This window comes from Georgenia muralis (assembly GCF_003814705.1).
In the GTDB taxonomy this organism is placed as follows: Bacteria; Actinomycetota; Actinomycetes; order Actinomycetales; family Actinomycetaceae; genus Georgenia; species Georgenia muralis.
Genome location: NZ_RKRA01000001.1, coordinates 462,657 through 487,092, shown reverse-complemented (window position 1 = coordinate 487,092; position 24,436 = coordinate 462,657). Strand labels below are relative to the sequence as shown.

General features: G+C 67.4%; 27 protein-coding genes and 2 pseudogenes. 12 read left to right on the top strand and 17 right to left on the bottom strand.

What is annotated here, in order from left to right; all coding sequences use genetic code 11:
* Positions 1–94 precede the first annotated feature (94 nt).
* Both EDD32_RS02120 and EDD32_RS02115 read right to left on the bottom strand, forming a co-directional pair.
* The gene (locus tag EDD32_RS02120) at positions 95–640 is read right to left on the bottom strand and encodes a hypothetical protein (RefSeq protein ID WP_123914201.1); all 546 of its coding nucleotides are present in this window, start codon (positions 638–640) and stop codon (positions 95–97) included.
* Positions 641–853: 213 nt separating this feature from the next.
* Positions 854–1,534 carry a DUF4839 domain-containing protein gene (locus EDD32_RS02115; RefSeq protein ID WP_170175165.1) on the bottom strand — a complete coding sequence of 227 codons (681 nt, stop codon included), beginning with the start codon at positions 1,532–1,534 and terminating at the stop codon, positions 854–856.
* A 671-nt stretch (positions 1,535–2,205) separates the two neighbouring features.
* On the opposite strand from EDD32_RS02115, the gene EDD32_RS02110 reads away from it, so the two are divergent.
* Positions 2,206–2,790, top strand: a complete 585-nt coding sequence (locus tag EDD32_RS02110; protein WP_211338697.1) for a DUF4145 domain-containing protein — start codon at positions 2,206–2,208, stop codon at positions 2,788–2,790.
* A 169-nt stretch (positions 2,791–2,959) separates the two neighbouring features.
* Here EDD32_RS02110 and EDD32_RS02105 read toward each other — a convergent pair.
* The 5 genes and pseudogenes from EDD32_RS02105 to EDD32_RS02085 all read right to left on the bottom strand — a co-directional run.
* Positions 2,960–3,892, bottom strand: a pseudogene (locus EDD32_RS02105) (IS1380 family transposase); the annotation flags it as partial.
* Between the two features lie 63 nt (positions 3,893–3,955).
* Positions 3,956–5,380, bottom strand: a complete 1,425-nt coding sequence (locus EDD32_RS02100) for a site-specific integrase (RefSeq protein ID WP_123914197.1) — start codon at positions 5,378–5,380, stop codon at positions 3,956–3,958.
* A 35-nt stretch (positions 5,381–5,415) separates the two neighbouring features.
* Positions 5,416–5,721, bottom strand: a complete 306-nt coding sequence (locus EDD32_RS02095) for a helix-turn-helix domain-containing protein (protein WP_123914195.1) — start codon at positions 5,719–5,721, stop codon at positions 5,416–5,418.
* Positions 5,711–6,811: a tyrosine-type recombinase/integrase gene (locus EDD32_RS02090; RefSeq protein ID WP_123914193.1), complete on the bottom strand. Its 1,101-nt coding sequence runs from the start codon at positions 6,809–6,811 to the stop codon at positions 5,711–5,713. The genes EDD32_RS02095 and EDD32_RS02090 overlap by 11 nt, the downstream gene beginning before the upstream one ends.
* Before the next feature lie 139 nt (positions 6,812–6,950).
* Positions 6,951–7,397: pseudogene (locus EDD32_RS02085) on the bottom strand (transposase); the annotation flags it as partial.
* Between the two features lie 141 nt (positions 7,398–7,538).
* Between EDD32_RS02085 and EDD32_RS02080 the strand changes: the two are divergent.
* Genes EDD32_RS02080 through EDD32_RS02065 form a run of 4 tightly spaced genes read left to right on the top strand, consistent with a single transcriptional unit; the run spans position 7,539 to position 12,394 of the window.
* Positions 7,539–8,711, top strand: coding sequence for an N-6 DNA methylase (locus EDD32_RS02080; protein WP_170175164.1), 1,173 nt, complete (start codon positions 7,539–7,541; stop codon positions 8,709–8,711).
* Positions 8,698–10,746 carry a sensor histidine kinase gene (locus tag EDD32_RS02075; protein WP_123914189.1) on the top strand — a complete coding sequence of 683 codons (2,049 nt, stop codon included), beginning with the start codon at positions 8,698–8,700 and terminating at the stop codon, positions 10,744–10,746. Before EDD32_RS02080 ends, EDD32_RS02075 begins: the two co-directional genes overlap by 14 nt.
* Complete coding sequence (locus EDD32_RS02070) at positions 10,743–11,396, top strand: hypothetical protein (RefSeq protein WP_123914187.1); 654 nt, start codon at positions 10,743–10,745, stop codon at positions 11,394–11,396. The genes EDD32_RS02075 and EDD32_RS02070 overlap by 4 nt, the downstream gene beginning before the upstream one ends.
* Positions 11,393–12,394, top strand: coding sequence for a ComEC/Rec2 family competence protein (locus EDD32_RS02065; protein WP_170175163.1), 1,002 nt, complete (start codon positions 11,393–11,395; stop codon positions 12,392–12,394). The genes EDD32_RS02070 and EDD32_RS02065 overlap by 4 nt, the downstream gene beginning before the upstream one ends.
* Before the next feature lie 137 nt (positions 12,395–12,531).
* Here the strand turns inward: EDD32_RS02065 and EDD32_RS02060 are convergent, their stop codons facing one another.
* Together EDD32_RS02060 and EDD32_RS02055 are read right to left on the bottom strand one after the other, a co-directional pair.
* Positions 12,532–13,206 carry a dihydrofolate reductase family protein gene (locus tag EDD32_RS02060; protein ID WP_123914183.1) on the bottom strand — a complete coding sequence of 225 codons (675 nt, stop codon included), beginning with the start codon at positions 13,204–13,206 and terminating at the stop codon, positions 12,532–12,534.
* 26 nt (positions 13,207–13,232) lie between these two features.
* A complete protein-coding gene (locus EDD32_RS02055) occupies positions 13,233–13,799 on the bottom strand; it encodes a dihydrofolate reductase family protein (RefSeq protein ID WP_123914181.1) in 567 nt (188 codons plus the stop codon).
* Between the two features lie 184 nt (positions 13,800–13,983).
* Between EDD32_RS02055 and EDD32_RS02050 the strand changes: the two genes are divergently transcribed.
* Together EDD32_RS02050 and EDD32_RS02045 are read left to right on the top strand one after the other, a co-directional pair.
* Positions 13,984–14,316 carry a DUF3024 domain-containing protein gene (locus tag EDD32_RS02050; RefSeq protein ID WP_123914179.1) on the top strand — a complete coding sequence of 111 codons (333 nt, stop codon included), beginning with the start codon at positions 13,984–13,986 and terminating at the stop codon, positions 14,314–14,316.
* Positions 14,317–14,345: 29 nt separating this feature from the next.
* The gene (locus tag EDD32_RS02045; protein WP_246005932.1) at positions 14,346–14,951 is read left to right on the top strand and encodes an ArsR family transcriptional regulator; all 606 of its coding nucleotides are present in this window, start codon (positions 14,346–14,348) and stop codon (positions 14,949–14,951) included.
* Between the two features lie 187 nt (positions 14,952–15,138).
* On the opposite strand, the gene EDD32_RS19315 is transcribed toward EDD32_RS02045, so the two are convergent.
* From EDD32_RS19315 to EDD32_RS02030, 3 genes are all read right to left on the bottom strand, one after another.
* On the bottom strand, positions 15,139–15,345 hold the full coding sequence (locus tag EDD32_RS19315; protein ID WP_246005931.1) for a type II toxin-antitoxin system PemK/MazF family toxin: 207 nt from the start codon (positions 15,343–15,345) through the stop codon (positions 15,139–15,141).
* A gap of 119 nt (positions 15,346–15,464) precedes the next feature.
* Positions 15,465–15,695 (bottom strand): ribbon-helix-helix domain-containing protein, encoded by a 231-nt coding sequence (locus tag EDD32_RS02035; protein ID WP_123914177.1) that lies wholly within the window; start codon positions 15,693–15,695, stop codon positions 15,465–15,467.
* A 398-nt stretch (positions 15,696–16,093) separates the two neighbouring features.
* On the bottom strand, positions 16,094–16,768 hold the full coding sequence (locus EDD32_RS02030; RefSeq protein ID WP_123914175.1) for a TetR/AcrR family transcriptional regulator: 675 nt from the start codon (positions 16,766–16,768) through the stop codon (positions 16,094–16,096).
* 223 nt (positions 16,769–16,991) lie between these two features.
* Here EDD32_RS02030 and EDD32_RS02025 point away from each other — a divergent pair, with 223 nt between their 5' ends.
* The 3 genes from EDD32_RS02025 (at position 16,992) to EDD32_RS19015 (ending at position 19,296) form a co-directional block, all read left to right on the top strand.
* Positions 16,992–17,960 carry an NAD(P)-dependent alcohol dehydrogenase gene (locus EDD32_RS02025; RefSeq protein ID WP_123914173.1) on the top strand — a complete coding sequence of 323 codons (969 nt, stop codon included), beginning with the start codon at positions 16,992–16,994 and terminating at the stop codon, positions 17,958–17,960.
* Between the two features lie 96 nt (positions 17,961–18,056).
* Positions 18,057–18,557, top strand: coding sequence for a DUF6326 family protein (locus EDD32_RS02020; RefSeq protein ID WP_123914171.1), 501 nt, complete (start codon positions 18,057–18,059; stop codon positions 18,555–18,557).
* A 472-nt stretch (positions 18,558–19,029) separates the two neighbouring features.
* Complete coding sequence (locus EDD32_RS19015) at positions 19,030–19,296, top strand: GNAT family N-acetyltransferase (protein ID WP_211338696.1); 267 nt, start codon at positions 19,030–19,032, stop codon at positions 19,294–19,296.
* Between the two features lie 94 nt (positions 19,297–19,390).
* On the opposite strand, the gene EDD32_RS02010 is transcribed toward EDD32_RS19015, so the two are convergent.
* A complete protein-coding gene (locus EDD32_RS02010; RefSeq protein ID WP_211338695.1) occupies positions 19,391–19,621 on the bottom strand; it encodes a DUF4260 family protein in 231 nt (76 codons plus the stop codon).
* Between the two features lie 204 nt (positions 19,622–19,825).
* Here EDD32_RS02010 and EDD32_RS02005 point away from each other — a divergent pair, with 204 nt between their 5' ends.
* Positions 19,826–20,770, top strand: a complete 945-nt coding sequence (locus tag EDD32_RS02005; RefSeq protein ID WP_123914169.1) for an alpha/beta fold hydrolase — start codon at positions 19,826–19,828, stop codon at positions 20,768–20,770.
* 49 nt (positions 20,771–20,819) lie between these two features.
* On the opposite strand, the gene EDD32_RS02000 is transcribed toward EDD32_RS02005, so the two are convergent.
* The 3 genes from EDD32_RS02000 to EDD32_RS01990 form a co-directional block, all read right to left on the bottom strand.
* A complete protein-coding gene (locus EDD32_RS02000; RefSeq protein WP_123914167.1) occupies positions 20,820–21,386 on the bottom strand; it encodes a dihydrofolate reductase family protein in 567 nt (188 codons plus the stop codon).
* A gap of 90 nt (positions 21,387–21,476) precedes the next feature.
* Positions 21,477–22,691: an NAD(P)/FAD-dependent oxidoreductase gene (locus EDD32_RS01995; RefSeq protein ID WP_211338694.1), complete on the bottom strand. Its 1,215-nt coding sequence runs from the start codon at positions 22,689–22,691 to the stop codon at positions 21,477–21,479.
* Entirely contained in the window at positions 22,691–23,161 is a 471-nt protein-coding gene (locus EDD32_RS01990; protein WP_246005929.1) for a hypothetical protein, read from the bottom strand. The genes EDD32_RS01995 and EDD32_RS01990 overlap by 1 nt, the downstream gene beginning before the upstream one ends.
* A gap of 89 nt (positions 23,162–23,250) precedes the next feature.
* Between EDD32_RS01990 and EDD32_RS01985 the strand changes: the two genes are divergently transcribed.
* A complete protein-coding gene (locus EDD32_RS01985; RefSeq protein WP_123914163.1) occupies positions 23,251–23,955 on the top strand; it encodes a helix-turn-helix transcriptional regulator in 705 nt (234 codons plus the stop codon).
* A gap of 121 nt (positions 23,956–24,076) precedes the next feature.
* Here the strand turns inward: EDD32_RS01985 and yidD are convergent, their stop codons facing one another.
* Positions 24,077–24,379: a membrane protein insertion efficiency factor YidD gene (gene yidD, locus EDD32_RS01980; protein ID WP_123914161.1), complete on the bottom strand. Its 303-nt coding sequence runs from the start codon at positions 24,377–24,379 to the stop codon at positions 24,077–24,079.
* Positions 24,380–24,436: the final 57 nt, after the last annotated feature.

Below are 24,436 nucleotides of genomic sequence, written 5' to 3'. Positions count from 1 at the left end.
CGTCAGGCTTTCGAGTGATTCAGTCCTTTCATGCAGTTTCGGCATGAGTGGATGCTCACGCGACAAGAACTGGTCCAGCCGGTGGGCTCCTTCCTTAGTCCGCGCGCCCCCGCGACCGCCTCAGGCGGCGATTGAGAGCCCGGGAAGTGCTGGCGACGCCGGGAGGGCGCGGCCAAACGTTTGTCCAGCGACCTGCGTCGGGTGTGTCGAACTCGATAGTGATTTTTGAATCTTTCAAGTCATCGCGAAAGGCATCGTCGATAGCGAGTTTGCGGGTGCGAGGAGGGTGCGTGGTATGCGCTGGCACCACCGGGACATGTAAGCGCAGTGTTCTCGTAGGTTCCTCGAGTTCGTCGTTCCAGCGGCGCCGACGCACCGCACACGGAAATTCCACAGAGACTTCGACCTGGCTGATCGGAAGTCGGCCAGGATTCGTTATCGAGTATTCATAAATCCAGTTGCCAATACCACCGACGACCTCGTCCGGCGTTGGATTTAACACGACGTTCGTGCTAACCGCGACGCCGACGATTTCGGCTACTCGCGCGTCCAACGCGTCTTTCCTCAAGTTCCACAACTGCCAAGCCGCGACGAGGGCCGCCACGGCCGCCCCACCCGCGGTGACGATCTCCAGGATCATGGCTGCACTCGATCATGTGTCCGAGGCGTGGCGCTCGGTGACACGCCGCGAATCAGGCACCGCCAACCGTGTCCCTTCGCTCTGCGCCCTTCGCACCGCGCAGCTATCGCAACTCAGCGCCACGCCGTCTGCGGCATGTGCGGACGTAGGCGGGACGCGTGAAGGAGTTCGCACCGGGTCGATCCAAGAGCGAGCCTCGAGCTACCGGACCGACTAGCGGAATACCGTCTCAACCGGCTTCAGGAGGAACAGGCAGGAGCCGGACTCGTACTGGTCGACCTCGGCCGTGACTCGGAGGTTGGTGCCTACGCCAATCGTGGCCGGCGTCTCGCCGGTGTAATGCAGGTCGCTCGTGGTGTTCACGTCCCGGAACTGGAACGACGGACCGAGTGCTGAGGTCTCGCTGAAGTCGCCTGCGCCGATCAGGATGTCGTAACGCGTGCTTGCGCCGTCGTGGCTGTTCATCACGCCGATGTGTCCGTCGAAGGCGATCGTCTGACCGCGATACTTCTCCGCGAAGGCTGCGATCGAAACGTCGCAGTAGTCGCCGAGATTGAGGACCGCCGCAAGTTCCGCGTTGCCGTCAGGGGTGATTGCGACGTCGGCGGGTCGGGCCGATTCGGCGGGGCTCGGTTCCTCGGAGGGTGTCGAGCCAGGAGTGGGGGCGCTCTCGCTCGTGGAGTCTGCAGCCGTCTCAGGTGGCGCGGCGCTGCTCTGTTCGCGGATGATCCCGTTCACGACAATCGCGATGATCAGTGCCGCGAGAATCCCACTGCCGATGGCGATGAGAGGCCAGGGCGTCTTCGGCCTGGGCCGACGAATGGTGATCTCCGTGTGCAGCTTTCCCTGCAGCTGAGAGGTAGCCTCCCAACCTTCCTTCTCCCACTTCGACACGGTCCGAGACTCTGTGCCGCGGATAGCCCGCACGGTTTTTGTCTCGTACCTGATGCCGCCGTCGGCCATGTGCGGTGCCCCGTTCCCCATCCGGCTGGCGCCATGCCAGACTCGATGAGCCTAGCGACTTGGGCGGCCAGCCCCATGCCGTCCCCACGGTGAAATCAGCGGGTTATTACAGAGATCGCCGCTCACACCCTCGCTCCACGCCCGGCCATCGACGCCAGACTGTTCACCACCTTGGGCGGCGGTCACGCTCGGAAGTTCTCCGAGACTCCACTTGCCCCGTTCGTGGTCGCCGCGGGTGACACGAGAGCGCCGGTAAGGTCGGCCAACCGCTGAAGCTGGTGCCGCCGGCCTCGTGCCAAACGAGGCGCGGTTGCCCCGCACGAGCCAGTCGACCGTCGGCCGACGCCCGAGCTCGCCGTCTCAGCGGCAGAGCCAGACATTCACGGATGCCCCAGGACACCGACACTTCGGATCAGCCACTTCCCGGACCCGCGAGCTTCACGCTAGCCGCGACGCCGACAACCCGAACGGTTAGTACCGGATTGACAGCCAGCGCAACAATAGGGGGCCATGAGCGCGTGTCTTCGGTGCCGTAGTGGACGCGATCGTAGGGTGGACCCATGGCGAGCACTACGTGTGGCCGATGCGGGCGACTAACCCACATGACGGAGGCGACTGGGGAGTTCAAGCTAGACACGTATGATTTGAATATACTGGAGCGGGCGTTTACGTGTGACAACTGTGGCCGAATGAACATGCTTTCGAGCATTCAGCCGAAGGGGGTGTCCCACTCCGTTCACGCCTTCAGGGGCCGGGAGGAGTGGTATCCCCGCTCTGGGGAGCGTAGGGAGTTCATCGACGTGCCCGGACACATAGCCGATGCAGCGAGCGAGGCGACTTTATGCTTCTCGGTCGGTGCCTACCGCGCCGCGGGATCCCTAGCACGAGCCGTCGTTGAAGCCACGGCCAAGGACAAGGGTGCTGTCGGTCGCGATCTGTACCAGCGCATTGAAGCACTCGGTACGGCCGGCTACGTAAGAACTCACACAAAGGATCAGGCACACGAGGTTCGGCACTTCGGCAACGGCATGGCGCACGGTGACTTCACCGACCCCGTCACTTCGGAGGAAGCGGCGGAGGTTATAGAGCTAATGGCCGAGATTCTCGACGAGGTCTATCAGTCGCCGGCGCGCTTGGCGCGGGTCCGAGAGGCTCGTCAAAGCAAGCAGGCGTCGGAAGCCGATTAACCAAGTTCCTAACCTCGGTCTTTCATGCGGCCGGTGATGGGGACCGGCTCGCCGGGAATCGGTGGGTTCTGGCGTTCGCTGAGGTGTCAGGGCAGCGGTGAGGCCCGGCTGTCGCGCCGGGTGGGCGGGTTCCGTGGTCCTCGGGTCGTCGGGACAGGGTGTCGGCGGGTCAGCCGAACGCGGTGCGTAATCGGCCCCAGCCAGTGGCGATCGCGGCGGCCCAGCGCCAGGCCTTGTCTATGCGCAGCCGCATCTGGCGGCCGCCGCGGGTGACGCGGGCGGCGACATGCAGGACGCGGTAGCGGAACGCGGCGATCTCGCACTTGGCCAGGACCGGGTGGTCGGCGAAGGCGATGAGCTTGGTCCAGGCGATCAGGTCGGTGGCCATCAGGACGACCTCGAGCCAGGCGTTGTTCTCTGCCCAGCCCCGGCAGGGCAGGTTCCGCAACCCGGTGGCCTTGGCCTGGCGGATGCGGTCCTCGACGCGGGCGTGCTGACGGTGGCGCAGCTCCAGACCGGCGAGCTGGCCGGGGACCACCCCGGGTGGGGTGTCGGTCAAGAACGCGGTGATCCGCATGCCGTCGACATCGGTGAAGGTCAGCTGCGCGCCGGGATGCGGGCGCTCTTTGCGCAGGATCAACCGTGAGCCCTCGGGCCAGGCGGACAGGTCTACGTTGCCGGTGACCTCCGCGACCCAGGCGCCCTCTCGCAGTCCGTCGGTCTCGATCGCGGGGTACCAGGCCGCCTCGGGGATGGCGTCGACGATGTCCTTGATGCGGAAGTCGACGGGGAAGCCGAAGGAGAAGCCAACCCCGCGGTCTCGGCATGCGGCGGCGAAGGCGTGCGTTGCCCCGGCCGAGTCCGACCGGGCCAGCACCCGTACCGAGTCCGGGTCACCGGGACGTGGCCGGGCCTGCTCCGGCAGCGCCGCAAGCGCCAGGTCCAGCACGGTGATGTGGTCCGCGGCGGTGTTCGACCCGGCGTTGCCGGCCCGGTTCAGCCCTGCCAGTGCCTCCCCGCAGGAGATCTCGGGCCGGTCCAGGAACGCCAGCAGCGGGTGGAAGCCGAAGGTCCGCTTCCACGTCGCGGCCGCGTTCTCCTTCTCAAACTCGCACAGGTTCCGCGCAAGGTGTGCAAGGTGGCGCCTGCAGCGCCCGGGTTCGCCTCAGCGTCCGGGCGCGGTGGGCCGGAGTCGGTCGCGGTCGACGTTGTCGGCGAGGTATCGCACGAGCCCGGTGTCGTGCATGCCCAGCACGGTGGCGGTGAGCTTGGGGTCGAGGTCGGTGACGAGCTGGGTGAGGCGGGTCTGGCGGCAGAGGGCGGGGCTGGTGCCGGCTGGTGCGAGCAGCCGCGCGAGGTAGGTCTGGTGAACGGGTGTGGCTCTGCTTTGGGTGACCCGGCTGACGATGAGGTGAGGGTTCAGGGTTCCGGTCGCCTCCCGCTCGCGGCGGCATGCCTGGATCGCGGCCCAGGTCGCGGGGTCCATCGGTGCCGGGGCGGGGCGACCGTGGAGGGTCAGCGCCTGCCGTGCGTGATCGACCTCGGCAAGAGTGAGCGTGCGGATCTGGGCGTTGGTGGCGGCGTGCAGGAGGGCGAGAAGACCGACGAGTCGCTCCCGGGCCGGGGTGGTGTCCGTGGTCCAGCGGCGGAACAGGGCGCGCTGGGTCGCCAGATCCAGCACGATGCCGGTGAAGGCCGGTTGGGCGCCGAGGGCCAGTGCGCGGGCGGGGTTGGCCAGGACGAGCCGACGACCTTTGGCCCAGGCGAAGAAGCGCCGCAGGACGTAGGTCTGCTGGTGCCGGGCGGCGGGGCTGCGGGCGAGGAAGCGTTCGAGGTCGGCGGTGGTCACCTCGGCCCATCCGGTGACCGGGCGGTTCGCGCCGATGTCGGCGGCGAGATCGCGCAGGATGCGCAGTCGGGTCGCGAGGGTGATGTCGCTGAGGGTCCGTCTTCCGGTGCGGGTGCGGCGGTCCTGCTCGCTGACCTGGACGTCGTTGAACTGCGCCACGGCCTGGCCCAGCGGGGCGGGGACGGCGTCGAGGTACCGCTGGCGCGCGAGGGCGGCGCGCTCTCGGGTGTCTGACCGCGCGAGGATCAATCCCTGGCTGGTGAAGAACGCGGTCAGGACCCGTTCGGTCGTGGGACTGATCGGCGCGCCGGCCGCGCGGCGGAGCTGGTGTGGCGTCGTTGCCGGGTTGGCGGTCAAGGCCCGTCCGGTCTCGCGCAGGACCGCCATGGTCCCGCTGGGGTGGTGGCGGGCGGCGGCGAACTCGACGAGCAGGTTCCACCACGGCGGGGGTGATGGCAGCCGTTTGGCCAGGGATGCGGCGTATCGAAACGGGCGCCCCGGGTCGGCGAGCGAGCAGCGGTTGCACAGGCCGTGCCCGGCGTTGCGTCGTTGCTGGCCGCAGTGCCGGCAGGTGATGGTCTTGGGCGGCTTGCGCGGCGCCGCGGCGCGGCGGCAGCCCGCGCAGCGTCCGTCGTCCTGGAGGTGACGTGAGCGCCCGCACTGGACGCAGGCCCGCCGCAGTGCGGCGCGCTCGGCGCGGCGGTGGCAGACGTGGCAGCGGTCCCGATCCTTGAACTTCACCGGTGCCGGGCAGTCGCGACACGTGCGGTAGCGGCTCAAAGCGGCGGCATCGAGCGGCCGCGGGCGACCTTCGGCTCGTCCTTGGCCCGGGCCGGCTTCACCGCCTGCGTCACCGGGGTGGTGTCGACCTCGATCAGGTCGTTGGGGGTGCACTCCAGCGCGGTGCAGAGCGCGGCAAGGGTGTCGAGCTTGACCTGGCTGGGCTGCTTGGCGAACAGGGCCGATACCGACGCCGAGGACAGCTCGAGGCCCGCGCGTTCGGCCAGGAGCCGGCGCAGCTGTGCCGCGGTCCAGACTTCCCGCTGGGCCGCGGCCATCCGCAGCCGCCACCTAATCTCCATCTCGCACTCCTCCCAGCTCGGCCAGCGTTCCCGAGACCGCCCGTCGGTAGGCGTCTTCGATGAACGTGGCCGAGGGTGTCACGTACCGCATCGTCGTCCCCACGTGCCAGTGGCCGAGCATCTGCTGGATGGCGACGAGGTCGACCCCACGTTCGTAGTTGCGGGTCGCGCAGGCGTGGCGCAGCGTGTGTGGGCTGAACCCGACCAGGGGCGCCGCGCCTGGGCGGTCTTCGCCGCGGGCGGCCTGCTCGAGCACGAGCAGGTAGGCCAACCGGTTGCGGATGGTGCCCCGGCTGATCCGTCCGCCGCCCTCGTCACAGAACAGTGCCGGCCCCTCGCCCAGCCGAGGGGCGATCTCTTCCAAATACCACCTCAGGATGAGGTCGAGCCCGTCGAGCATGGGGACCCACCGGGGTCGGGGGCCGGAGGTCTTGGCTCCCTTGCCGAAGCGGACGTGAACCTTGCCGAACGGGCCGCGACCGAAGTGCACGTCTGCCCGATCGAGTGATGCGGTCTCCTCTGCCCGCAGCCCGGCGAGGTAGAGCGTGCGGAACAAGGCGTAGTCGCGTCCGGCGACCGCGTACTTACGCGCCCCGGCGATGCGCTGCTTGAGGAAGTCGAAGAACTCCTCCATCCGTTCATCATCGGGCGGGGCGATCGCCGACGGGGAGGAGGAGTCGACATGGCGTGCCGCGTTGAAGTCGTCGACCGGGTCGACCAGCCGGACACCGAAGACGGTTTCGATCTCGCCGGCCTTGCGGGCGGACAAGAACGCGTGGAATCCCTTGAACGCCTGGACATATCCCCGCCGCGTCGCAGCCGACAGGCCCTGCTCGACAAGCCCGGCAACGACCCGGTCGACATCCTCGGCGGTGACTTCCCACGCGGGTCGGTCGCACGCGGTGAGGAAGCGGTCGAGCACCCCAGCGTTGTTCTCCATCGTGGTCTGAGCGAACCCTCGCACCGCCTGGGAAGTCTTGAACGCCTCCACACACGAGTCCTGGAACGCCACCGGGTCCGCCGCCGGCGCGTCGATGACCGCCGCGGGGCCGGCGCCGCCCTGAACCAGACGCAACCCGTCGACGGCCACGCACACCTTCTTCCCGGCTTATATCTGAAGGCACTACCTTACCTATGTAAGTACCGCCTGAAGTACCGCGACACGACAAACGGGCCATGTCCCCAGGTCACAGGCGAGATCCCGCCTACGAACCTGTGCCCATGCCAGTTGAGTGCGCGATCGTGATCGTGGCGTCGAAGTCGATGGCCAGCTCCTGGGACAGGTCCGGGCCCGCGCCGGCGGCCCAGGCCTTCTCCCGCGCTGCCGCCCGAGCGGCCCGCACCGCCGGCAGGTGCTCGGCGTCGACCCGGTCCAGCGCCCGCCAGGCGGTTGGCATCGAGGCCACCGGCCCGAACACGTCCTGCCGGTCGCCCAGGACCTCGATCCCGGTGACGGCTTCGGCCCCGTCGGCGATCGCGACCGCCAAATCGGTCAGCACCCGCCCCGGGCCGTGGCGCCAGGGCCCGCGATAGGTGTCGGCCAGCGCCGCGTTCAGCGCGCCGACCAGCCCGCTGTCCTGGGCCAGCTCCCGCAGCATCCCGACCCCGGCGTGAGACACCACACCCTCGCCGTCCGCGCTGACCTTCAACCGCCGGATCGACCGGTTACGCTTCACCTCGGAAGTGCCTCTCTGAGCGACTACCTGGACTCTCGACAAGCCCAAGTTTTCCGCACCAGACAGGCACTTCCTCCTATCTACCGCCCCGTGTCGACCCACCCACGTGAAACGCCGAGGCTAGGGTCAGACTCAATTGCCGTGGAACTTCGCCGATCGATACCGCTAGCAACCCGCAAGAAACTGGGTCAATTCTTCACGTCGTCGGACTTGGTGCAGAAGGTATGGGCCTCGGTACTTCCCACGCTCGCCCCGACGTCGGTCGTTGCAGACCCAGCCTGCGGGGCTGGAAACCTCCTGATCCCGGCAGCTGACTACCTTCGAGAGCAATACGGTGCCTTTGTTGCTGCTAATCAGTTACGCGGGCATGACGTGAATGGCGCCTTCGCGCACGCGACACGAGACCGGCTGTCAGCGATCGTGGGCGCCGAACTGCCTCGAGACGCATTCAGCCAAAGCGACTTCCTGCTCTCGAGTTCGCTCGCGCTGCGGCACGCAAGCCACGTGATTATGAACCCCCCGTACGTAATGATGGATCGACCAGCAGGGGCGCTGTGGGCAAATCGTAGGGTGAACGCTGCTGCCGTGTTTGTGGTTAAGGCGTTGGCAGAGATGACATCTGGTTCGAGATTGATCGCGATTCTGCCTGATGTGCTTCGCTCGGGATCTTCCTACGCCGGGTGGCGGCGTGAAGTAGGCAACCTTTCGTCTCACATCGAGGTTGTAAGTCTCGGGGCATTCGATTCGCACACCGACGTGGACGTCTTTTCGCTTAACGCTGTCGCTGGCTCTAGGTCTACCACGACGCAGCGGCCTAAACCCGATCAGCCCTGGACCGCCGCCAGTGCTTTGCCCTTTGGCACGATCGGCGATGCCTTCAAGGTCCGGGTGGGATCTGTTGTTCCTCATCGCACGCCGCAGACGGCTACTCGAGCTCCATTCCTCGCTGCCCGCCAGGTACAACCGTGGGCGACGATCGACCGGGTGGATGGTGAGGCTGCTGTCGCCAGCCGCCTTGATCGTGGCCCCTTCGTCGTCGTCCGACGCACTTCCAGTCCGCGCGACGGGCAACGCATCCGGGCGAACCTGATCGCCGACATGCGGTCGATTGGCGTCGAGAACCACCTGATAGTACTTAGCCCGTGCGCGGGCGGGGTAGCTGCATGCCAAGATCTCCTGGCGAACCTGCGAGATCCTCGTACCGACCAGTTCATGAATGAGCGGATCCGGTGTCGACATCTCACAGTCGACGCGGTGAAAAGCATCCCTTGGTGGTCACCAAGATCAGAGGTGGGCAAATATGGCCCATATTAGGTTCTCCACAGAAATCCTTCGCCGCCTGGGCGAGGAGTTGAATCCCAACATCGATCAGGGCATCCTGGAACTTGTCAAGAACGCCTACGACGCGGACGCGCACACCTGCACGGTGGACCTCACGGATGCTGCCGTCGGGGGAAAGATCGTAATTGAAGACGACGGGGTCGGCATGTCGGAGGATGACATCCTAAACGGCTGGCTCGTTCTCGGCAGGTCGCGTAAGAAGCAAACGAGGCTTACCAAACTCCAAAGAGTCCCGGCAGGAAACAAGGGTTTGGGGCGCCTTGCCGCCCTACGAATGGGCGACATAGCTATCCTCGAGTCTCGGCGTCGAAACCGGCCAGAAGTAGTAGTTAGGCTCGACTGGCGGAAATTTGATGCAGCGGAGATGGTCGATAACGTGACGGTTCCTGTTACAAAGCGGCTTTCGTCGAACGAAACATTGCAGCGAGGCTCCCGGATTACGATCGAAGGCCTTCAGCGTCGCGTGGGCCGGAGCGAGGTCAAGAGGCTAACCAGGTCGATGATTCTGTTGGCCGACCCTTTCGGGGAATCCAAGGTCGGATTTCAACCTCGCCTAATCGCCCCTGGGTTCGATGACCTGGCAGAGTTGTTGGAGTCGCGCTACTTCGGCGAGGCGGAGTATCACTTGAGTGCCACGCTTCACAGAGGTCGGGCGTCCGCGACGGTCTCGGACTGGCGAGGGAACGTCATGTGGCGCGCCGACCACGCTGAAATACGCGGCCCAAAGCAGGCCGAGTCGCTGTTCGATACCGTAGACGCCACGTTCGACTTCTGGGCATTCATTTTTAATCCCACGACATTCACTGCTCGTTCAGCATCGCTCGCTCAGGTCCGTGAGTGGCTCCGTGCTTTCGGGGGCACGCATATCTACTGGAACGGTTTGAGAGTATCGCCGTACGGCGATCCGGAAGACGACTGGCTGGGACTCAACCTCAGTCGAGTCCGTAGTCCGGAGGAACGCCCATCGACGAACAACTCGATCGGTCGCATTGCTGTAACGGACCGGCATGGGCGCCTCGAGCAGACGACGGACCGGGGAGAATTTGTAAACAACGAAGCCTTCGCAAACTTGCGGGCTTTCGCAGTCGAGTGTCTCGAATGGATGGCGTCGAGGCGCCTTGACGCTGCCGAAAAGCGCCGGGCGGCCACAAGGAAGAACGAGGAGAAGGCGTCGTCCAAGACTAGAGATGCAGTCGAACGCGAGATTCAGAAAGCCCCCAACTCGGGCAACCTGTCCAGCGCCTTCGCTCGGTACGATAGAGTGAGGCAGCAAGAGGCTGATGCACTTCGTCGTGAAATTCAGCTCTATCGCACGCTTAGCACGGCGGGCATCACAGCAGCCACCTTCGCGCATGAGAGCCAGGGCAATCCGATGAAGGTGCTCATTCAAGCCACGGGCGCTTTGGAACGGCGCACGAAGACCTTGCCGGACTATGACAGCAAGTTTCGTCCGCCGATCGAAATGTTGCACCAATCGATCGACTCGCTAGGCGTTCTGTCGTCGACCACACTACGCCTTGTCGATGGTGATAAGCGGCGCGTCGGGCGTGTGGATCTCCACGAGACACTTCGGCAGGTGCTTCACAATTTCAAGCCGTTCCTGGATGGTCGCGAAGTTAGGTTGGAAGAGGATATTCCTCGCGAGGCCGCGTATCTTCAAGGGACCGAAGCCGCCATTGAGTCGATTCTTACGAACCTCATCAATAATAGCCTAGCTGCGTTTGAGAGCGTTCAGGTCTCGCAACGTAGGTTATCGGTGGTCGCAAGAAGTGAGGGCTTCTCGTGGGAACTACGAGTCGCGGATAACGGACCGGGAATTGCCGACATCAGGCTTCGTGACATATGGCTTCCCGGGATGAGTAGCAGACCAGGCGGTACGGGCTTGGGGCTTACCATTGTGCGGGATGCGACCACCGACCTCTCAGGCGAAGTAGAGGCGATCGCTGAGGGGGCGCTGGGTGGCGCCGAGATTGTCGTTCGATTGCCAATACTTGGGGGGCAGGCATGACTTTGGCGGAATTTGAGAAGGTCGTAATCGTCGACGACGATCCAAACGTCCGGAGAGCTTACGCTCTTACTGTCGAGGACGCGTCACTCCAGGCGGTTCAAGTCGATGGGCCCATCGATTCGCTTCAGGGATTCGTGGCTGGCCTTGAGATGAAGCGCGCAGGGGCGGTGTGCGATTTCGAGTTGGGCGCCAGGAACTTCGCACATTTCACTGGCGCTGAGCTTGTCTCGGAATGGTACAAGTCTGGTGTCCCAGCCGTTCTTTGCACGAGATTCGAAAAAGCGCAACTAGACAGGATTCGTCCGTATCGCGAGTGGATCCCGTGCCTACTTACGCCGTCAGAACTGAACCCGGATTCGTTGATGGAGTCTCTTAAGGTCGTCGCTCGCGAAATTGCGGGTCATTACCGACAGTCTCGGACGGCGTATCGAACTTTGATCCGCGTGGTGGAGATAGACCCTGGAGACGCCGGGGCGTTCCTGTTCGAGATGCCCGGTTGGTCCACTGATATTATCCTCCGATTTCGGCTCGCCGACCTGCCGCGGGACTTAAGGGGGCAGATCGCGCCGGGTTTCTGCACGCACGTACGTGCGAACTTGGGCGCGGAGAAGTTTGAGGACTTGTATTTCACTGACTGGGGCTGCGCGTGAGTCGTACGGGTGCCATCAACTCGTTCTTCGTGTTAGACGTCGGGCACGGGAGTTGTGCTGCCCTGGTACAGGGCGCTAGCGCGCTTCTTATTGACGTGGGGCCAGGAGCCTCAATACTTCAGTTCCTGAAAGACAACGGTATTGAGCGCATCGAATCGATCATCGTCTCACACGCCGACGCCGATCATCTTGGCGGATTGGTTGGGCTGCTAGCCGCCAAAGAGGTAGAGATCGAGAACGTCTACGTGAATCCAGACGGAGTCAAGGATTCGGACTTGTGGAAGGACGTCGCGTATGAACTTGATGACCTTCAGGAGGCAGGGGTCGTTGTCACGACGGTAGGTCTGGCAAGAGGAAATGCTGTCGAGTGCTCACTTGAAGGCTGGGCGATCGAAGTTCTAGCACCCCGGCAGCGGCTCCTGCAGCTTGGTGTCGGTAATAGGGACAAGCGGGATCGGTTGATCGCGACAAATGCTATCAGTGCGGTTGTCCGTGTTATGCATGACTCATTTCCGCTGGCTATTTGCCCAGGGGATATAGATTACGTGGGCTATTTGCACCTCGTCGACTATCCTGAAAGTCCTATTGCCGAGATGGAAGCGAAGGTTCTGATTCTGCCTCACCACGGCGGCTTCTCTGGCAGTCCTGCGCAGACTGAAGAGGTTATTTCCGGGTTGATGGATGCTGTAAAACCCGCGCGAGTCATTACCTCTCATGGCAGACGGAAGCACAAGAACCCGCTGGAGCTAGTAGTCGACACGGTCCGCGCTCGAGCGTCATCTGGCATTCATTTTGCATGTACTCAAATGTCGCAGAATTGCCTCGATGGACCGAAGGATCTCGGTCTGCCCCGAGTGTCTCCTCACGCGTCGGCTGGAGGAGAGGCAGGTATCAGCTGTGCTGGCACTCTTGAGATTTTGGTTAACGGAGATATGCCGACCTCTGGGGCGCATCGAACGATGATCGAGACGTACGCTCCTGAGCGATTGTGTCAATAATGATTGGTCATGGTGCCTCTTACAGCGGCCCGCCATCGAGTGTGGCAACAGCAGTCGCACGGTTGGTCGCAGCCCCGTACATGCACGTGTGTCTATAGGCGAGTCTGCGCGGCCCTGCTGCGCGCTGAACGATCGCGCTAAGGCCGGTGTTCTGGAGCGTTCTTACGTGTGAAGGTGAGGTGGGTGACGCCGGCGGGGGAGGAGACGGCTTCGACGTCGTAGGCGTCCTCGAGGGCCTCCAGGCCGTCCCAGAGCCGGACGCCGCGGCCGAGCACGATGGGCACCTGGACCAGGTGCATGTGATCGACGAGCCCCGCGGCGAGGAACTCGCGCACGACCGTGGGGCCGCCGCCGATCCGAACGTCCTGGCCATCGGCGGCTGAGCGGGCGGTCGCGAGCGCGTCGGCCGGGGATGCGTCCAGGAAGTGGAAGGTGGTGCCGCCCTCCATCTCCCGCGGGGGTCGCGGGTGATGGGTGAGCACGAAGGTCGGGGTGTGGAACGGCGGGTTCGGGCCCCACCAGCCTCGCCAGTCCGGGTTCTCCTGCCAGCCGGGTGGGCCGAACTTGTGCGCGCCCATGATCTCGGCTCCTATGCCGATGCTGTGGAGCTGCGCGAACGCGTCGTCGACGCCCGCCGATCCGCCCGCATCTGTGCCATCTGCGGCGCCTTGCCGCGACCAGAAGCGGGTGGCGAACATCCACTCGTGCAGGCGCTCGCCGGCGTGGCCGAAGGGGGCCTCGGCGGACTGGGGCTCTCCGGTCGCGAAGCCGTCGAGCGAGATGGACAGGTTATGGATCCGGGTGCGTGACATCGGCACTCTTCCTCGTTGTTGTGGCCTCAGACAGCGCTGCGTACCGCGTACCGCAGGGAGACCACGCCGTTGCGGAACCGGTGGTGGTCCAGCAGATCGAGATCGAGTCGGACGCCGCGGGGGAGCGCCGGCTTGCCGCCGCCCACCGTGACGGGGCACAGGAGCAGCACGCACTCGTCGACCAGCCCGTGGCGGAACGCTTCCGCCCCGACGGTCGCGCCGCCGATGCTCAGGTCCGCGTGGGAGGTCTCCTTGAGCCGGCGTACCGCCTGAGGGTCGAAGGCCCGCTCGATCCTCGTCCGCGCCGTGGAGACCTCTGCGAGCGTCGTGGAGTAGACGACCTTGTCGGCGTCGCGCCAGATGCGTGCGTACTCGCGGACGACGGCCGGTTCGTCGGTCAGCCAGTCGTCGTTCTCCCAGACGCGCATCGTCTCGTACATGCGGCGGCCGTAGAGCGAGGTGCCGATGTGCCGTTCGTGCTCGTTCCAGAACGCGTGCACCTCCTCGTCGGGCACGGACCAGTCGAAGGAGCCGGCCTCGTCCTCGAGGTAGCCGTCGAGCGAGGTGTTGGCGGCGTAGATCAGCTTGCCCATGAATGCCTCCGGTCGAACGAGGTCTTTAGAGTCCCGGGTCACGGCGACACGGGCAAGCACCGGCGGGGAAGTGCCGGCGACCCCGCGGGCCGGAAGCCACGGAGGCGTGCTACTCGATGCACGACCGCAAGGGGGTCCGCGCCGCCTGCTGGTGCGAGTCTCGCCGAGGAGGCAGGCTCACCCGATGGCTCTGCCCGAGACCGATCTACACCGCATCCGCCTCTGGGCGCGGGAGCGTGTGCCCGAGCACCTGTGGGATCAGGTCAAGGTTGAGGCTGACGTCGCGGACCGCCACGTTGACATCGTCGAGGTGCGCCCACCGTGCGACGGCGTCGGCGCGCACACGCGGTTCCCGATCGCCCGGCTGCGCTACACGAAGTCGACCGGCCTCTGGGCGATCTACTGGCGCGACCGCCACCTCAAGTTCCATGAGTACAAGCGCAAGGGCCCGACCAAGAACATCCAGGCGCTCCTGAGCCACAGCGACAGCAGTGGCGACCCGATCTTCTGGGGGTGACGCGGACGCCACCGTTGACTGTCGATATCGTGGAGGACAACCTCAGTCATATGAGAACTGAGGCGCCGCTTCTCGCTCCGATCTTCCGTTCGGACGGCCAGGCGCGTCTGCTATCGACACTGCTGCTCACCGGCGACGAGCTCAGCATCACCGATCTCGCCGGACAAGCAGGCCTGGCTTACCCGACCGCCCATCGCGAGGTCGCGCGGCTGTTGGAGGCTGGCATCCTAAGCGAGCGGCAGGTGGGCCGCACGAGGCTGCTGCGCGCCAACGACTCGAGCCCGCTGGTAAAGCCCTTGCGCGAGATCCTCATGGTCGCCACGGGTCCGGTGGTCGTCCTGGCCGAGGAGCTTGCCCGTATCGACCGGATCGGGTCGGCGTTCCTGTACGGGTCCTTCGCGGCCCGGATGCTCGGGGAGACGGGTCCGGCACCGCACGACATCGACGTCATGGTGCTCGGCGAGCCTGACGTCGACGCCGTCTACGAGGCGTGCACGCGGGCGGAGGCCGCGGTGCACCGACCCGTGAACCCGACCATCCTCACCGCCGAGGAGTTCGGCGAGCGCTCCGCCTTCCTGGACAACGTCCGCAGCGGCCCGGCGGTCGCGGTGATTGGGGAGCTGCCGTGGCGCTGACCCCGCTCAGCCGCGTCCAGCAGGCGACGGTCGTCGCCCTGGTGGAAGCGGGGCGCCTCGACGTCCTGCCTGCACCAGGACCGCTACGAGGCCAAGCCGTGCCGCGGCGACCGAGGAGGCCGAGTAGGTCGCCCGCACGCTCTTCGAGGCCGCCGTCGCTCGGGTCGCGCCGTGAGTGCAGCGGTCACTACAGCCGGAGGTGGAGGCGCGGTGCGTCGTCGAGGCTTGCCATGACGTCGGCCGGGGCTCGCCCAAGGAGGGCGCCGAGCCGCTCGACTGAGATCGGGCGGACCTGCTCGGCCTGGGCCTTGGAGTCGTGCCGCAGGCCGGTCGAGGCTGCGGGCAGGAATGTCTGGAACGGGAAGATCCGTTCGGTGTTGCTAGCGATCGGCACCATAGTGACCACTCCCCGTCGCAGGCGCGCCGCGATCGAGTTCGTCGGCCGCTGCTCGCAGTCACAGCCGGACGGCGCTTGGCCTCACTTGCACGGGCTGCAGATCGACGAGCCGGATCTCACGGCGCAGCATCAGCGATCCCGTCGGCAGCGCTCGCCGTCCACGCCGCCTGGTCGCCCGAGGCTCCCCACTCCCGCCATGCGGCTTCGTAGTCCTGCTCCAGGTCGCGCAGACGCAGCATTCGCACAGCATGGCGCAAAGCGGCCGATCTCGAGGGCAGGCCGAACTTGAGGGCGAACTCGTCGAGGATTGCCACATCCTCGTCCGGCAGGCTGACGCTGAGCTTCATACCGCAATGTTCCCGCGGCACCACCGGGGACGCCTCGGCCCCCGGCAGTTACCGCGGCGCCGACGGATCATCGACGAGCCCGGCCCGGGGCTGCCCGCCGTCGTGGAAGATAGGCTGTGAGCCGACCCCGGAGCTCGGCCACCATGATCAAGCTCGCCGCGCCCAGCGGTCCGCAAACAGTCCGCAAGAAGTTCGGCGGAGGCCGATGGCGACCAACCAGGCCCAACGGTCCGAAAGTAGCGTTTGCGCAGGTCAGACCGCGTTTGTCGGGGTCTACCGACGATGACCATAACCACCCGAAAACGGCCGATATCGTTCCGCTTCAACGTGTGAAGTGGCAGGCGTGGGGAGGTGAGAGCTCGGCCCGCGACGATGGTCGCGGCGGGCGTGGAGCGTCGCTATGCGGAGGCTCTCAGGGGCTCGAGGGCGGCTAGGACGAGGTCGAGGCCGAACATGAACTCCTCCGTCGGGTCGTAGCCCGCAGCAACGAGCGCCGCTGCGGACTCGTTGAGGTAGGGGAACTCGTCAGGAGGAAGCTGGGGCAGGAAGACGTCCTCGACCATGTCCGCGAGCTCACCGGCGGTGTCGAACGGCAGGCTGGCTTCCTGCAGGGCGTACCCGTAGACATAGCTGTCGAGCAACCAGTTGGCGTGCGTCGCCATCAGAACCGGGAAGCCGGCTCTCCGCAGGCAGGCGGTGACCGCCTCGCGGTGGCGGAGGTGAGCGGGCCCCGGCGACGTCCGCGAGTCCATCAGGCCGATCGCCCACGGGTGGCGTGCGAGAACCTGTCGGGCGGATGCCGACCGCCGTCGCATCGCCGACTGCCAGTCGGTCTCCTCGGGCGGGAGCTCGATCTCCTCGAACACGACGTCGATCATGGCGTCCAGCAGCTCTTCCTTGCTCGCCACGTAGTGGTAGAGCGACATCGCGCCCGCGCCGAGCGCGCCGGCCAGCCGGCGCATGCTCAGCCCGTCGACCCCCTCGAGGTCGGCGAGCCGGACAGCCTCGACCACCACACGCTGCTTGCTCAGCCCCGCGTCTGACGCGACCTGGCGTTGTTCCCTCGCGGACACAGGTCAGCTCCTCGCTCCCTCGAACGGCTTGACAACCGTACAGCGTACGAGCATCGTACAGCGTACGACGTACGACGTACGACGTACGACGTACGACGTACGACGTACGGTGTACGAGCCGCGAGGGTCGCAGCTCGGATGTGAGGAGGCCCCTGTGGGAACCGAACAGCGTTCGAATGCCGGAGCACGCCGGCGGGGGGCGAGTCCGGCCGGGGCGGCGACGATGCGAGCCGCCGTCCAGCACCGCTACGGCCCGCCCTCAGTGCTCGAGTCGTCCGAGGTCGGGCTACCGCTGCCCGGTCGAGGTGATGTGCTCGTCCAGGTGGGCGCGGCCTCAGTGCATCCCGGCGACTACTTCGTCATGACCGGTGAGCCGTACATGGTGCGCCTGGTGTTCGGGCTCCGCCGGCCGCGCGACGGCATCCCTGGCATGGACCTCGCCGGCGTGGTGGCCGCGGTCGGGACGGATGTCACCTCTTTCCGCCCCGACGAGGAGGTGTTCGGCTGGAGCACTGCGGGAACGCTCGCGGAGTACGCCTGCGTCCCGGCGGGCCATCTCGTGTCCGTGCCCGCCAACCTGTCGGTGGTGGAAGCGGCGACCGTGCCCACGTCGGCCATGACGGCGTTGCAGGCGTTGCGCGACATCGCGAACGTTCGACCGGGCCAGACGGTGCTGGTCACGGGCGCGTCGGGCGGCGTCGGCTCCTTCGCCGTCCAGATCGCCAAGGCCTTCGGCGCCGAGGTGACGGGTGTGTGCAGCACCCGCAACGTCGACCTGGTGCGGTCGCTCGGTGCCGACCACGTCGTCGACTACACGACGACCGACTTCACCCGCACCGAGAAGCGCTACGACGTCATCCTCGACAACGTCGAAGTCCAGCCCCTGGCGGATGTCCGCCGAGCGCTGACGCCCACCGGCACGCTCATCCCCAACAGCGGACGCGGTGGCCGCTGGTTCGGCCCCCTCGGTCGGATCCTCAAGGCGCGCGTCCTGTCCGGGTTCACCCGTCAGCAGCTGAGGCCCTTCACGTCGATCGGGAAGCGCCAGGACCTGCTCACCCTGGCCGATCTCCTCGCGACCGGGCGAGTCACGCCCGTCATCGACCGCACCTACCCCCTCGAGGAAGCAGCCGACGCCCTCCGCTACGTCGGGGCCGGCCACACCCGAGGCAAGGTCGTCGTCACCGTCTGACGACCGGACCGAGCAGAACGACCCAACCCGTACGGATGCACGCCCAGACCTGCCGCCACTCCGGCGGACGGACCGCTCCTCTCGAGAGAAGAACCGATGACCATCCGAACGAACACCCCGAACCTGCTCGACAACCCGCCGGTCCCCTTGCCGGCCAAGCTCGCGGCAGCCTGGACGAGCCTGATGTTCTTCGTCATCTACATCGACTACTTCCACCTCTACCAGCCCGGCGTCATCGACCAGATCCGGAGTGGCGGCATCTTCGAGTTCGACATCACCCCGACGTTGATGACCATCTTCGTCGTGGTCATCGGGATCCCGGCCCTGATGGTCATGCTCTCCATGGCGTTGCCCGCCCGGGTGAACCGCACCACGAACCTCGTCGTGGCATCGCTCTACATCCCCGTCATGGTGTTCAACGCGGCAGGGGCGTCCGCGGACTGGGCCTTCTACTACGGCCTTCACATCGGGATCGAGGTGCTGATCCTGGCCTTCATCCTGCGCTCCGCCTGGACCTGGCCCCGCCGCACCGCATCGCCGGCGGCCCTGGCAGCCAGCCTCGACGGCGAGCCACTCCGCACGCCGCAGCAGGCGTGACTGCCCGCCCTAGCCTCGTCGTGCTCGCCGCCTACGCTGTCGTGGCGGCTGCCGTGCCCCTGCACCGACGCGACGCGACGCCCGATGCTCGTCATCTCGAGATCCAAGGAGCTGAGCACGATGGTGGCGCAGATCTTCGCCGTCACCGAGCGTCTGGTGCTGCGCCGGATGACGGACGCGACGCCGCCGCCCTGGCGGCGTACCGCAGCGATCCGGTGCAGGCGCGCTACCAGTCCTGGGAAGCGCCCTACCCCGTGGACAGCGCCCGGGCGCTCATCACCGAGATGGGCGACGTGCGGTTCGCGCAGCCCGGCGCATGGCTTCAGGTCGCCGTCGAGACCGGTGGGCGGCTGGTCGGTGACGCCGCGGTCCGCGTCGACGGGGACGAGCCACGACAGGCCACCGTCGGCTTCACGCTCGCCGCTGACGCGCGCAAGGCCGCGGGTACGCCACGGAGGCACTGCACGCCGTCGTGTCGCTGTTGTTCACCGCGCACGGCGTGCACCGGATCTCCGCCGAGTGCGACGTGCGGAACGTCCGCTCGGCGGCGCTGCTCGAACGCGTCGGCATGCGCCGCGAGGCGCACCACCGCCAGTCGGTGTGGTGGAAGGGGGAGTGGACCGACGAGTACGTGTACGCCGTCCTCGCCGAGGAGTGGCGGCACGAGAACGACGGCGTTGACCGACGTCCGCCGGGTGAAGCCGGGCGCGGAGACCACGAGGAGGCCTTCCCCGGATGATGGTGGGTGCTGCTGAACGTCACCGTGAGCCCCAGCTCGCCGCGGCCGACACCCCCTCAGCGCCTCGGGCTGTCGTGAGGCGTGTGCTGCGGAGTCAGGTCGTCCGAGCGCTTTGCCGCCCCTTGCCGATCCCCCCGAGGTGGGTGTGTGTGAAGCGGTCCGTGAACTTGAGCCCGTAGCCGAGCAGGCGGTCGACGGCGATGTGGAACGCCCACGTCAAGGCGACGAACGCCCGCCACCGAGCGTCGCTGGCCCAGGTGACAGCGAGCAGCGCGGCGGGCCCGAGGTAGCTGTGTGCGACGTGCTCTCGACCCTCTGGAACCACACCGGTGAGGCCATCCGCACAGCATGCCACCCGCCCGCGCCGGCCTACCCGTTGCGTGAGGTGGTCAGGTCCCAGGTTGCCCTCATGTGGCGTTGGCGGGGGCCGCCGGCTCCTCCGACTGCTCGAACCTCGCGTCCTGCGTTCCGTGCGATCGCCAGGCTGTCCCCGCGGAGGGCGCGAGTGCCGGCGGAGTAGCGTTGCTCCATGGAGACCCCTGAAGGGGACATCGGTACGCCCGGGTCGTCGCCATTTCCGCCTCTCGACGGCGTGCGGCACCGGTTCGTGCAGCTGCCGGGACTGCAGGTGCACGTGGCAGAGGCCGGGACGGGGGAGCCGCTGGTCCTGCTGCACGGCTTTCCGCAGCACTGGTGGGGTTGGCACAAGATCCTCCCCGCTCTGGCCGAGCACTTCAGGGTCATCGTCCCCGACCTGCGGGGTGCAGGCTGGACGGACGCACCACCGCTCGGCTACACCGAGGAGCAGCTGGTCGCGGACACCGTCGAGCTCCTGGACGCGCTCGACCTCGATCGGGTGCACCTGGTCGGCTTCGACATCGGCGGCATCCTCGGTTTCCGACTGTGCCTGGCCCATCCCGAGCGGGTGCGACGGTTCGTCTTCCTGGCCGCCCCGCACCCCTACACGCCGAGGTCGCTGCGGGTGCTGGTGCGGGTGCTGCTCAAGGCCTGGCGTCTGTGGCCCCGCTTCGCCACCACACTTCCGCTCGTCGGACCGCGGCTCGTGGGCCGGGGCCGACAGTGGCTCCCGCGCCGCATGATGATGGACGGCGCAACGGTCCCCGACCTCTGGTCCCCGGAGGATTTCGAGCTCTACCTGAGCCGGCTGCGGGACCCCTCTCGCGCCCGCGCCGCGGTCGCGCTCTACCAGGCGCTCGCGGTCCGCGCCAACAACCGTGCTGCGGCCGGCGCCTATCGTGGAACCCGGCTGGTGACGCCGACGCTCGGGCTGTACGGCGCCGTGCTCGACGACAGCGACCGGGACACCGCCGGCCACCCCGCGCTGATTCGCGGGTACGAGCCGTACGCCGACGACTTCACCCTCATGCACGTCCCCGGTTCGGGCTACTACCTCGCCGAGGAGCAGCCGGAGGCTGTCATCCGACACGTGCTCGGCTTCCTCGCCGCTACCTGAGTCGCGGATCCTGAGCGGTGGTCTCGCTCCGCGACCGCCACCACGGGTCTCACGTGGCGTTGCGCACCGCGTGGCGCAGGTAGATCACGCCGTTGCGGAACCGGCCGTGGTCCAGCAGCTCGAGGTCGAGCCGGAGGCCCCGGGGCAGCGCGGGCTTGCCGCCGCCCACGGTCACGGGGCACAGGAGCAGCACGCACTCGTCCACCAGGCCGTGGCGGAAGGCCTCGGCCCCGATGGTCGCGCCGCCGATGCTCAGGTCCGCCTCGGAGGTGTCCTTGAGCCGCCGGACCGCCCCGGGGTCGAACGTCCGCTCGATCCTCGTGCGGGCCGTCGAGACCTCGTCGAGGGTGGAGGAGTAGACGACCTTGTCGGCGTCGCGCCAGATGCGCGCGTACTCGCGGACGACGGCCGGTTCGTCGGTCAGCCAGTCGTCGTCCTCCCAGACGCGCATGGTCTCGTACATGCGGCGGCCGTAGAGCGAGGTGCCGATGTGCCGCTCGTGCTCGTTCCAGAACGCGTGCACCTCCTCGTCGGGCACGGACCAGTCGAACGAGCCGGTCTCGTCCTCGAGGTAGCCGTCGAGCGAGATGTTGGCCGCGTAGATCAGCTTGCCCATGGTGCCTCCGGCTGGATGAGGTCTCCAGCGTGCACGGTGCCGGGGGCACCGGTCCAGCCTCGGTAGCCCCGGTCGTTTCCGGCGGAGATCTCAGGCGGCGAGGGTGCTCAGCTCGACCCGACGGTCGCGGAGGCCCGAGAGATCGACCTGGCCCACCGTCACGATGGTTCGGATCCATCTCATCGCGCCGCGTTCGTTGGCGTGCATCCCCGCCAGCACCCGGCCCTCCTTCACCCAGAAGGCGCTGAAGCGTCGGTCGCGCACGTCGCCGCGGAGCACGAGCTCGTCGTACCCGTCCGGGCCGACGCTGCCCACGTACTCGATGCCGACGTCGTACTGGTCGGTGAAGAAGTACGGCAGCCGGGCGTAGGGCTCGCTCGCGCCCAGCATGCTTCGGGCGGCCGCACGGCCCTGCCGGAGCGCGTTGTCCCAGTGCTCCACCCGCACGTGCCGCCCGAGGAGCGGGTGGTAGGCCTGGGCGACATCACCGGCGGCGTACACATCGCGGTGGGAGGTGCGGAGGTGCTCGTCCACCACGACACCGTCGTCGGTGCGGAGCCCCGCAGCCTCGGCCAGCCCGACGTCGGGGACGGCCCCGATCCCGACGACGAGGAGGTCGGCCCGCAACGTCGTGCCGTCGAGCAGGGTCACGACCGCCTCACCGCCGTCGTGACGGACGGAGGTCACCACGACGCCGGTGCGGAGGTCCACGCCGTGCTCGACGTGCAGCGCGCGGAAGAGCTCCGCCACCTCCGGGCCCAGCGGCCGGACAAGCGGGAGGGGACCTGCCTCCAGCACGGTGACCTGCGCGCCGGCGGCACGGGCGGCCGCGGCGACCTCGAGGCCGATCCACCCACCGCCCACGACGACGATCCGGCGTCCGGGCCGCAGCTCGGCCTTGATGCGGCGGCTGTCCTCGATGGTCCGCAGGGTCGTCGCGGGTGCGCCGCTGTCATCGACGAGTGGCAGCCGGCGAGGCCGCGCGCCGGTGGCGATCAGGAGGCGGTCGTACCTGAGCGTCCCGCGGTCGGTGACCACCGTGCGGCGGTCCAGGTCGATCGCCGTGGCCGTCACGCCCAGCCGCAGGTCGACGTGGTGCTCGGCGTACCACGGCGCAGGATGGACCGCCGCCTCGTCGAGCCGCACGGCGCCCAGGAGGTAGCCCTTGGACAGCGGTGGGCGCTGGTAGGGCAGATGAGGCTCCGTGCCGACGACGACGACGCGCCCGTCGAAACCGTCCTCGCGCAGTGCCCCGGCGGCCGACGCGGCGGTCAGGCCCGCCCCGATGATCGCGATCGTGTCCATCACCGCTCCTCGCGGACGGCGGACCGGTGTGGTGCGGCGGACGGGGCGGGGACCGCGGACCGGACGGGAGCTGCGAGGCGCGCGAGCGCGAGCGCACCGATCATGAGGCCGAGGTCGCGCAGGGCCACGTCGTAGTACTCGCCCAGGGTCACCAGGTTGACGATGATGCCGAGGAGCCAGGCGGCGACGACGTACCCGCCGAGCGCCGGCCGCACGGCGACGAGCAGACCGGCGACGACCTCGACCACCCCCACGGCCAGCATCGCCTGGTGGGCGGAACCGGGGACGAGCCCGTCGACCCACGGCGCCAGGTAGGCGTCCCAGTCGGCGAGCAGCCCGAGGAACTTGTCGAGGCCGAAGACGATGGGCGCGATCGTGAACACCGTCCGCAGGAGAAGGAACGCCTGCCGTGCCCCGTGCGGCGATGGTGGGGTGTGAGTGACGCTGGTGGTGGATCGTGTGGTGGTCATCGCAGCCTCCGGTTCTATAAGCGTATGATGTCGACGTTAGAACCCCTAGGGTGTTTCGTCAATGGTTCTGTCCCATAGAAGGAGCCCGGATGTCGGACGAGTTCGCGGAGCAGGTGGCGGGGATCGGGTCCCTGGCGGAGCCCGCTCGCCAGGCGCTCTACCTCTACGTCGCCTCCCGGCCGGACGCGGTGGGCCGCGACGAGGCCGCGGCCGCGGTGGACCTTCCGCGGCACACGGCGAAGTTCCACCTCGACCGGCTGGTGGAGGAGGGCCTGCTCGAGGTGGAGTTCCGTCGCCTGACCGGCCGGACCGGACCGGGGGCGGGCCGGCCTTCGAAGCTGTACCGGCGGTCGGGCCGGCACTTCGGGGTGTCGCTGCCCGAGCGTCGCTACGACCTCGCGGGTGACGTGCTGGCCGAGGCCATCGACCGCGCCGTCCGCGACGACGTCCCCGTCGCCGCGGCGGTGCGCGAGGCGGCGTCGGCACGAGGGCGGGGTCTTGCGGCGGCGGGCGAGCCTGCCACCGCCGGCGACCCTCTGGCCCGGACGAGCGAGGTGCTGGCGCGGTACGGCTACGAGCCCCGCGACACCGGCGGGGCCGTGTGCCTGGCCAACTGCCCGTTCGACCGGCTCGCGTCCGAACACACCGCGCTCGTCTGCGGGATGAACCTCGCCCTCATCGGCGGTGTCATCGAGGGGCTGGGCGCGACGTCGGTCGCTGCCGAGCTGGACCCGGCGCCCGGCCGCTGCTGCGTGCGACTGGCGGGCAGCGAGGCTCCGGCGGTGGCCGGCTGACGGACGTGGCCGCGACCGCCCGCACGGCGACCGGCGGTCCAGCGGAGAAGGACCACGGCCGTGAGCTCGCCTGAGGACATCGGCACCACCACTCCGCGCTGGTCGGCGCGAGGGTGACGGGTCAGAACCTGAACGGGATGGGGATCCCGCCGCAGCAGCACACGCCCTGCACGTTCGACTGCCGCAGCAGGCTCGCCGCCTGGTAGCAGGCCCACAGCTGCAGGGCGACCGGCAGCGTCCCGCGCACGAGGCCTCGTCGGGCGACGATCTCGCGGACGGCGCCCGAGCAGGTCGCGTCACCGTGAGCGACGCCGTACGCGCACGACCAGCCCTTCCGCGGGGAGATTCGTCGCTGGTACAGGTCGATCGCCCGGTCGACCGCACGGGCCGGAGCCACCGCGAGACCGTTCCATGTCGTGCTCATGCGGCCAACGTAGCCACCGGCGTGCGCGACGGCGCGGGGAGGCGGCATCCTCGGGGC

Bases quoted from the DNA above. Each gene is read 5' to 3' on its own strand.
- EDD32_RS02120 (WP_123914201.1), bottom strand. From the start codon at position 640: ATGATCCTGGAGATCGTCACCGCGGGTGGGGCGGCCGTGGCGGCCCTC.
- EDD32_RS02110 (WP_211338697.1), top strand. From the start codon at position 2,206: ATGACGGAGGCGACTGGGGAGTTCAAGCTAGACACGTATGATTTGAAT.
- EDD32_RS02095 (WP_123914195.1), bottom strand. From the start codon at position 5,721: ATGGAGATTAGGTGGCGGCTGCGGATGGCCGCGGCCCAGCGGGAAGTC.
- EDD32_RS02075 (WP_123914189.1), top strand. From the start codon at position 8,698: ATGGCCCATATTAGGTTCTCCACAGAAATCCTTCGCCGCCTGGGCGAG.
- EDD32_RS02070 (WP_123914187.1), top strand. From the start codon at position 10,743: ATGACTTTGGCGGAATTTGAGAAGGTCGTAATCGTCGACGACGATCCA.
- EDD32_RS02060 (WP_123914183.1), bottom strand. From the start codon at position 13,206: ATGTCACGCACCCGGATCCATAACCTGTCCATCTCGCTCGACGGCTTC.
- EDD32_RS02055 (WP_123914181.1), bottom strand. From the start codon at position 13,799: ATGGGCAAGCTGATCTACGCCGCCAACACCTCGCTCGACGGCTACCTC.
- EDD32_RS02050 (WP_123914179.1), top strand. From the start codon at position 13,984: ATGGCTCTGCCCGAGACCGATCTACACCGCATCCGCCTCTGGGCGCGG.
- EDD32_RS02035 (WP_123914177.1), bottom strand. From the start codon at position 15,695: ATGAAGCTCAGCGTCAGCCTGCCGGACGAGGATGTGGCAATCCTCGAC.
- EDD32_RS02025 (WP_123914173.1), top strand. From the start codon at position 16,992: ATGCGAGCCGCCGTCCAGCACCGCTACGGCCCGCCCTCAGTGCTCGAG.
- EDD32_RS02020 (WP_123914171.1), top strand. From the start codon at position 18,057: ATGACCATCCGAACGAACACCCCGAACCTGCTCGACAACCCGCCGGTC.
- EDD32_RS02005 (WP_123914169.1), top strand. From the start codon at position 19,826: ATGGAGACCCCTGAAGGGGACATCGGTACGCCCGGGTCGTCGCCATTT.
- EDD32_RS02000 (WP_123914167.1), bottom strand. From the start codon at position 21,386: ATGGGCAAGCTGATCTACGCGGCCAACATCTCGCTCGACGGCTACCTC.
- EDD32_RS01995 (WP_211338694.1), bottom strand. From the start codon at position 22,691: ATGGACACGATCGCGATCATCGGGGCGGGCCTGACCGCCGCGTCGGCC.
- EDD32_RS01990 (WP_246005929.1), bottom strand. From the start codon at position 23,161: ATGACCACCACACGATCCACCACCAGCGTCACTCACACCCCACCATCG.
- EDD32_RS01985 (WP_123914163.1), top strand. From the start codon at position 23,251: ATGTCGGACGAGTTCGCGGAGCAGGTGGCGGGGATCGGGTCCCTGGCG.
- yidD (WP_123914161.1), bottom strand. From the start codon at position 24,379: ATGAGCACGACATGGAACGGTCTCGCGGTGGCTCCGGCCCGTGCGGTC.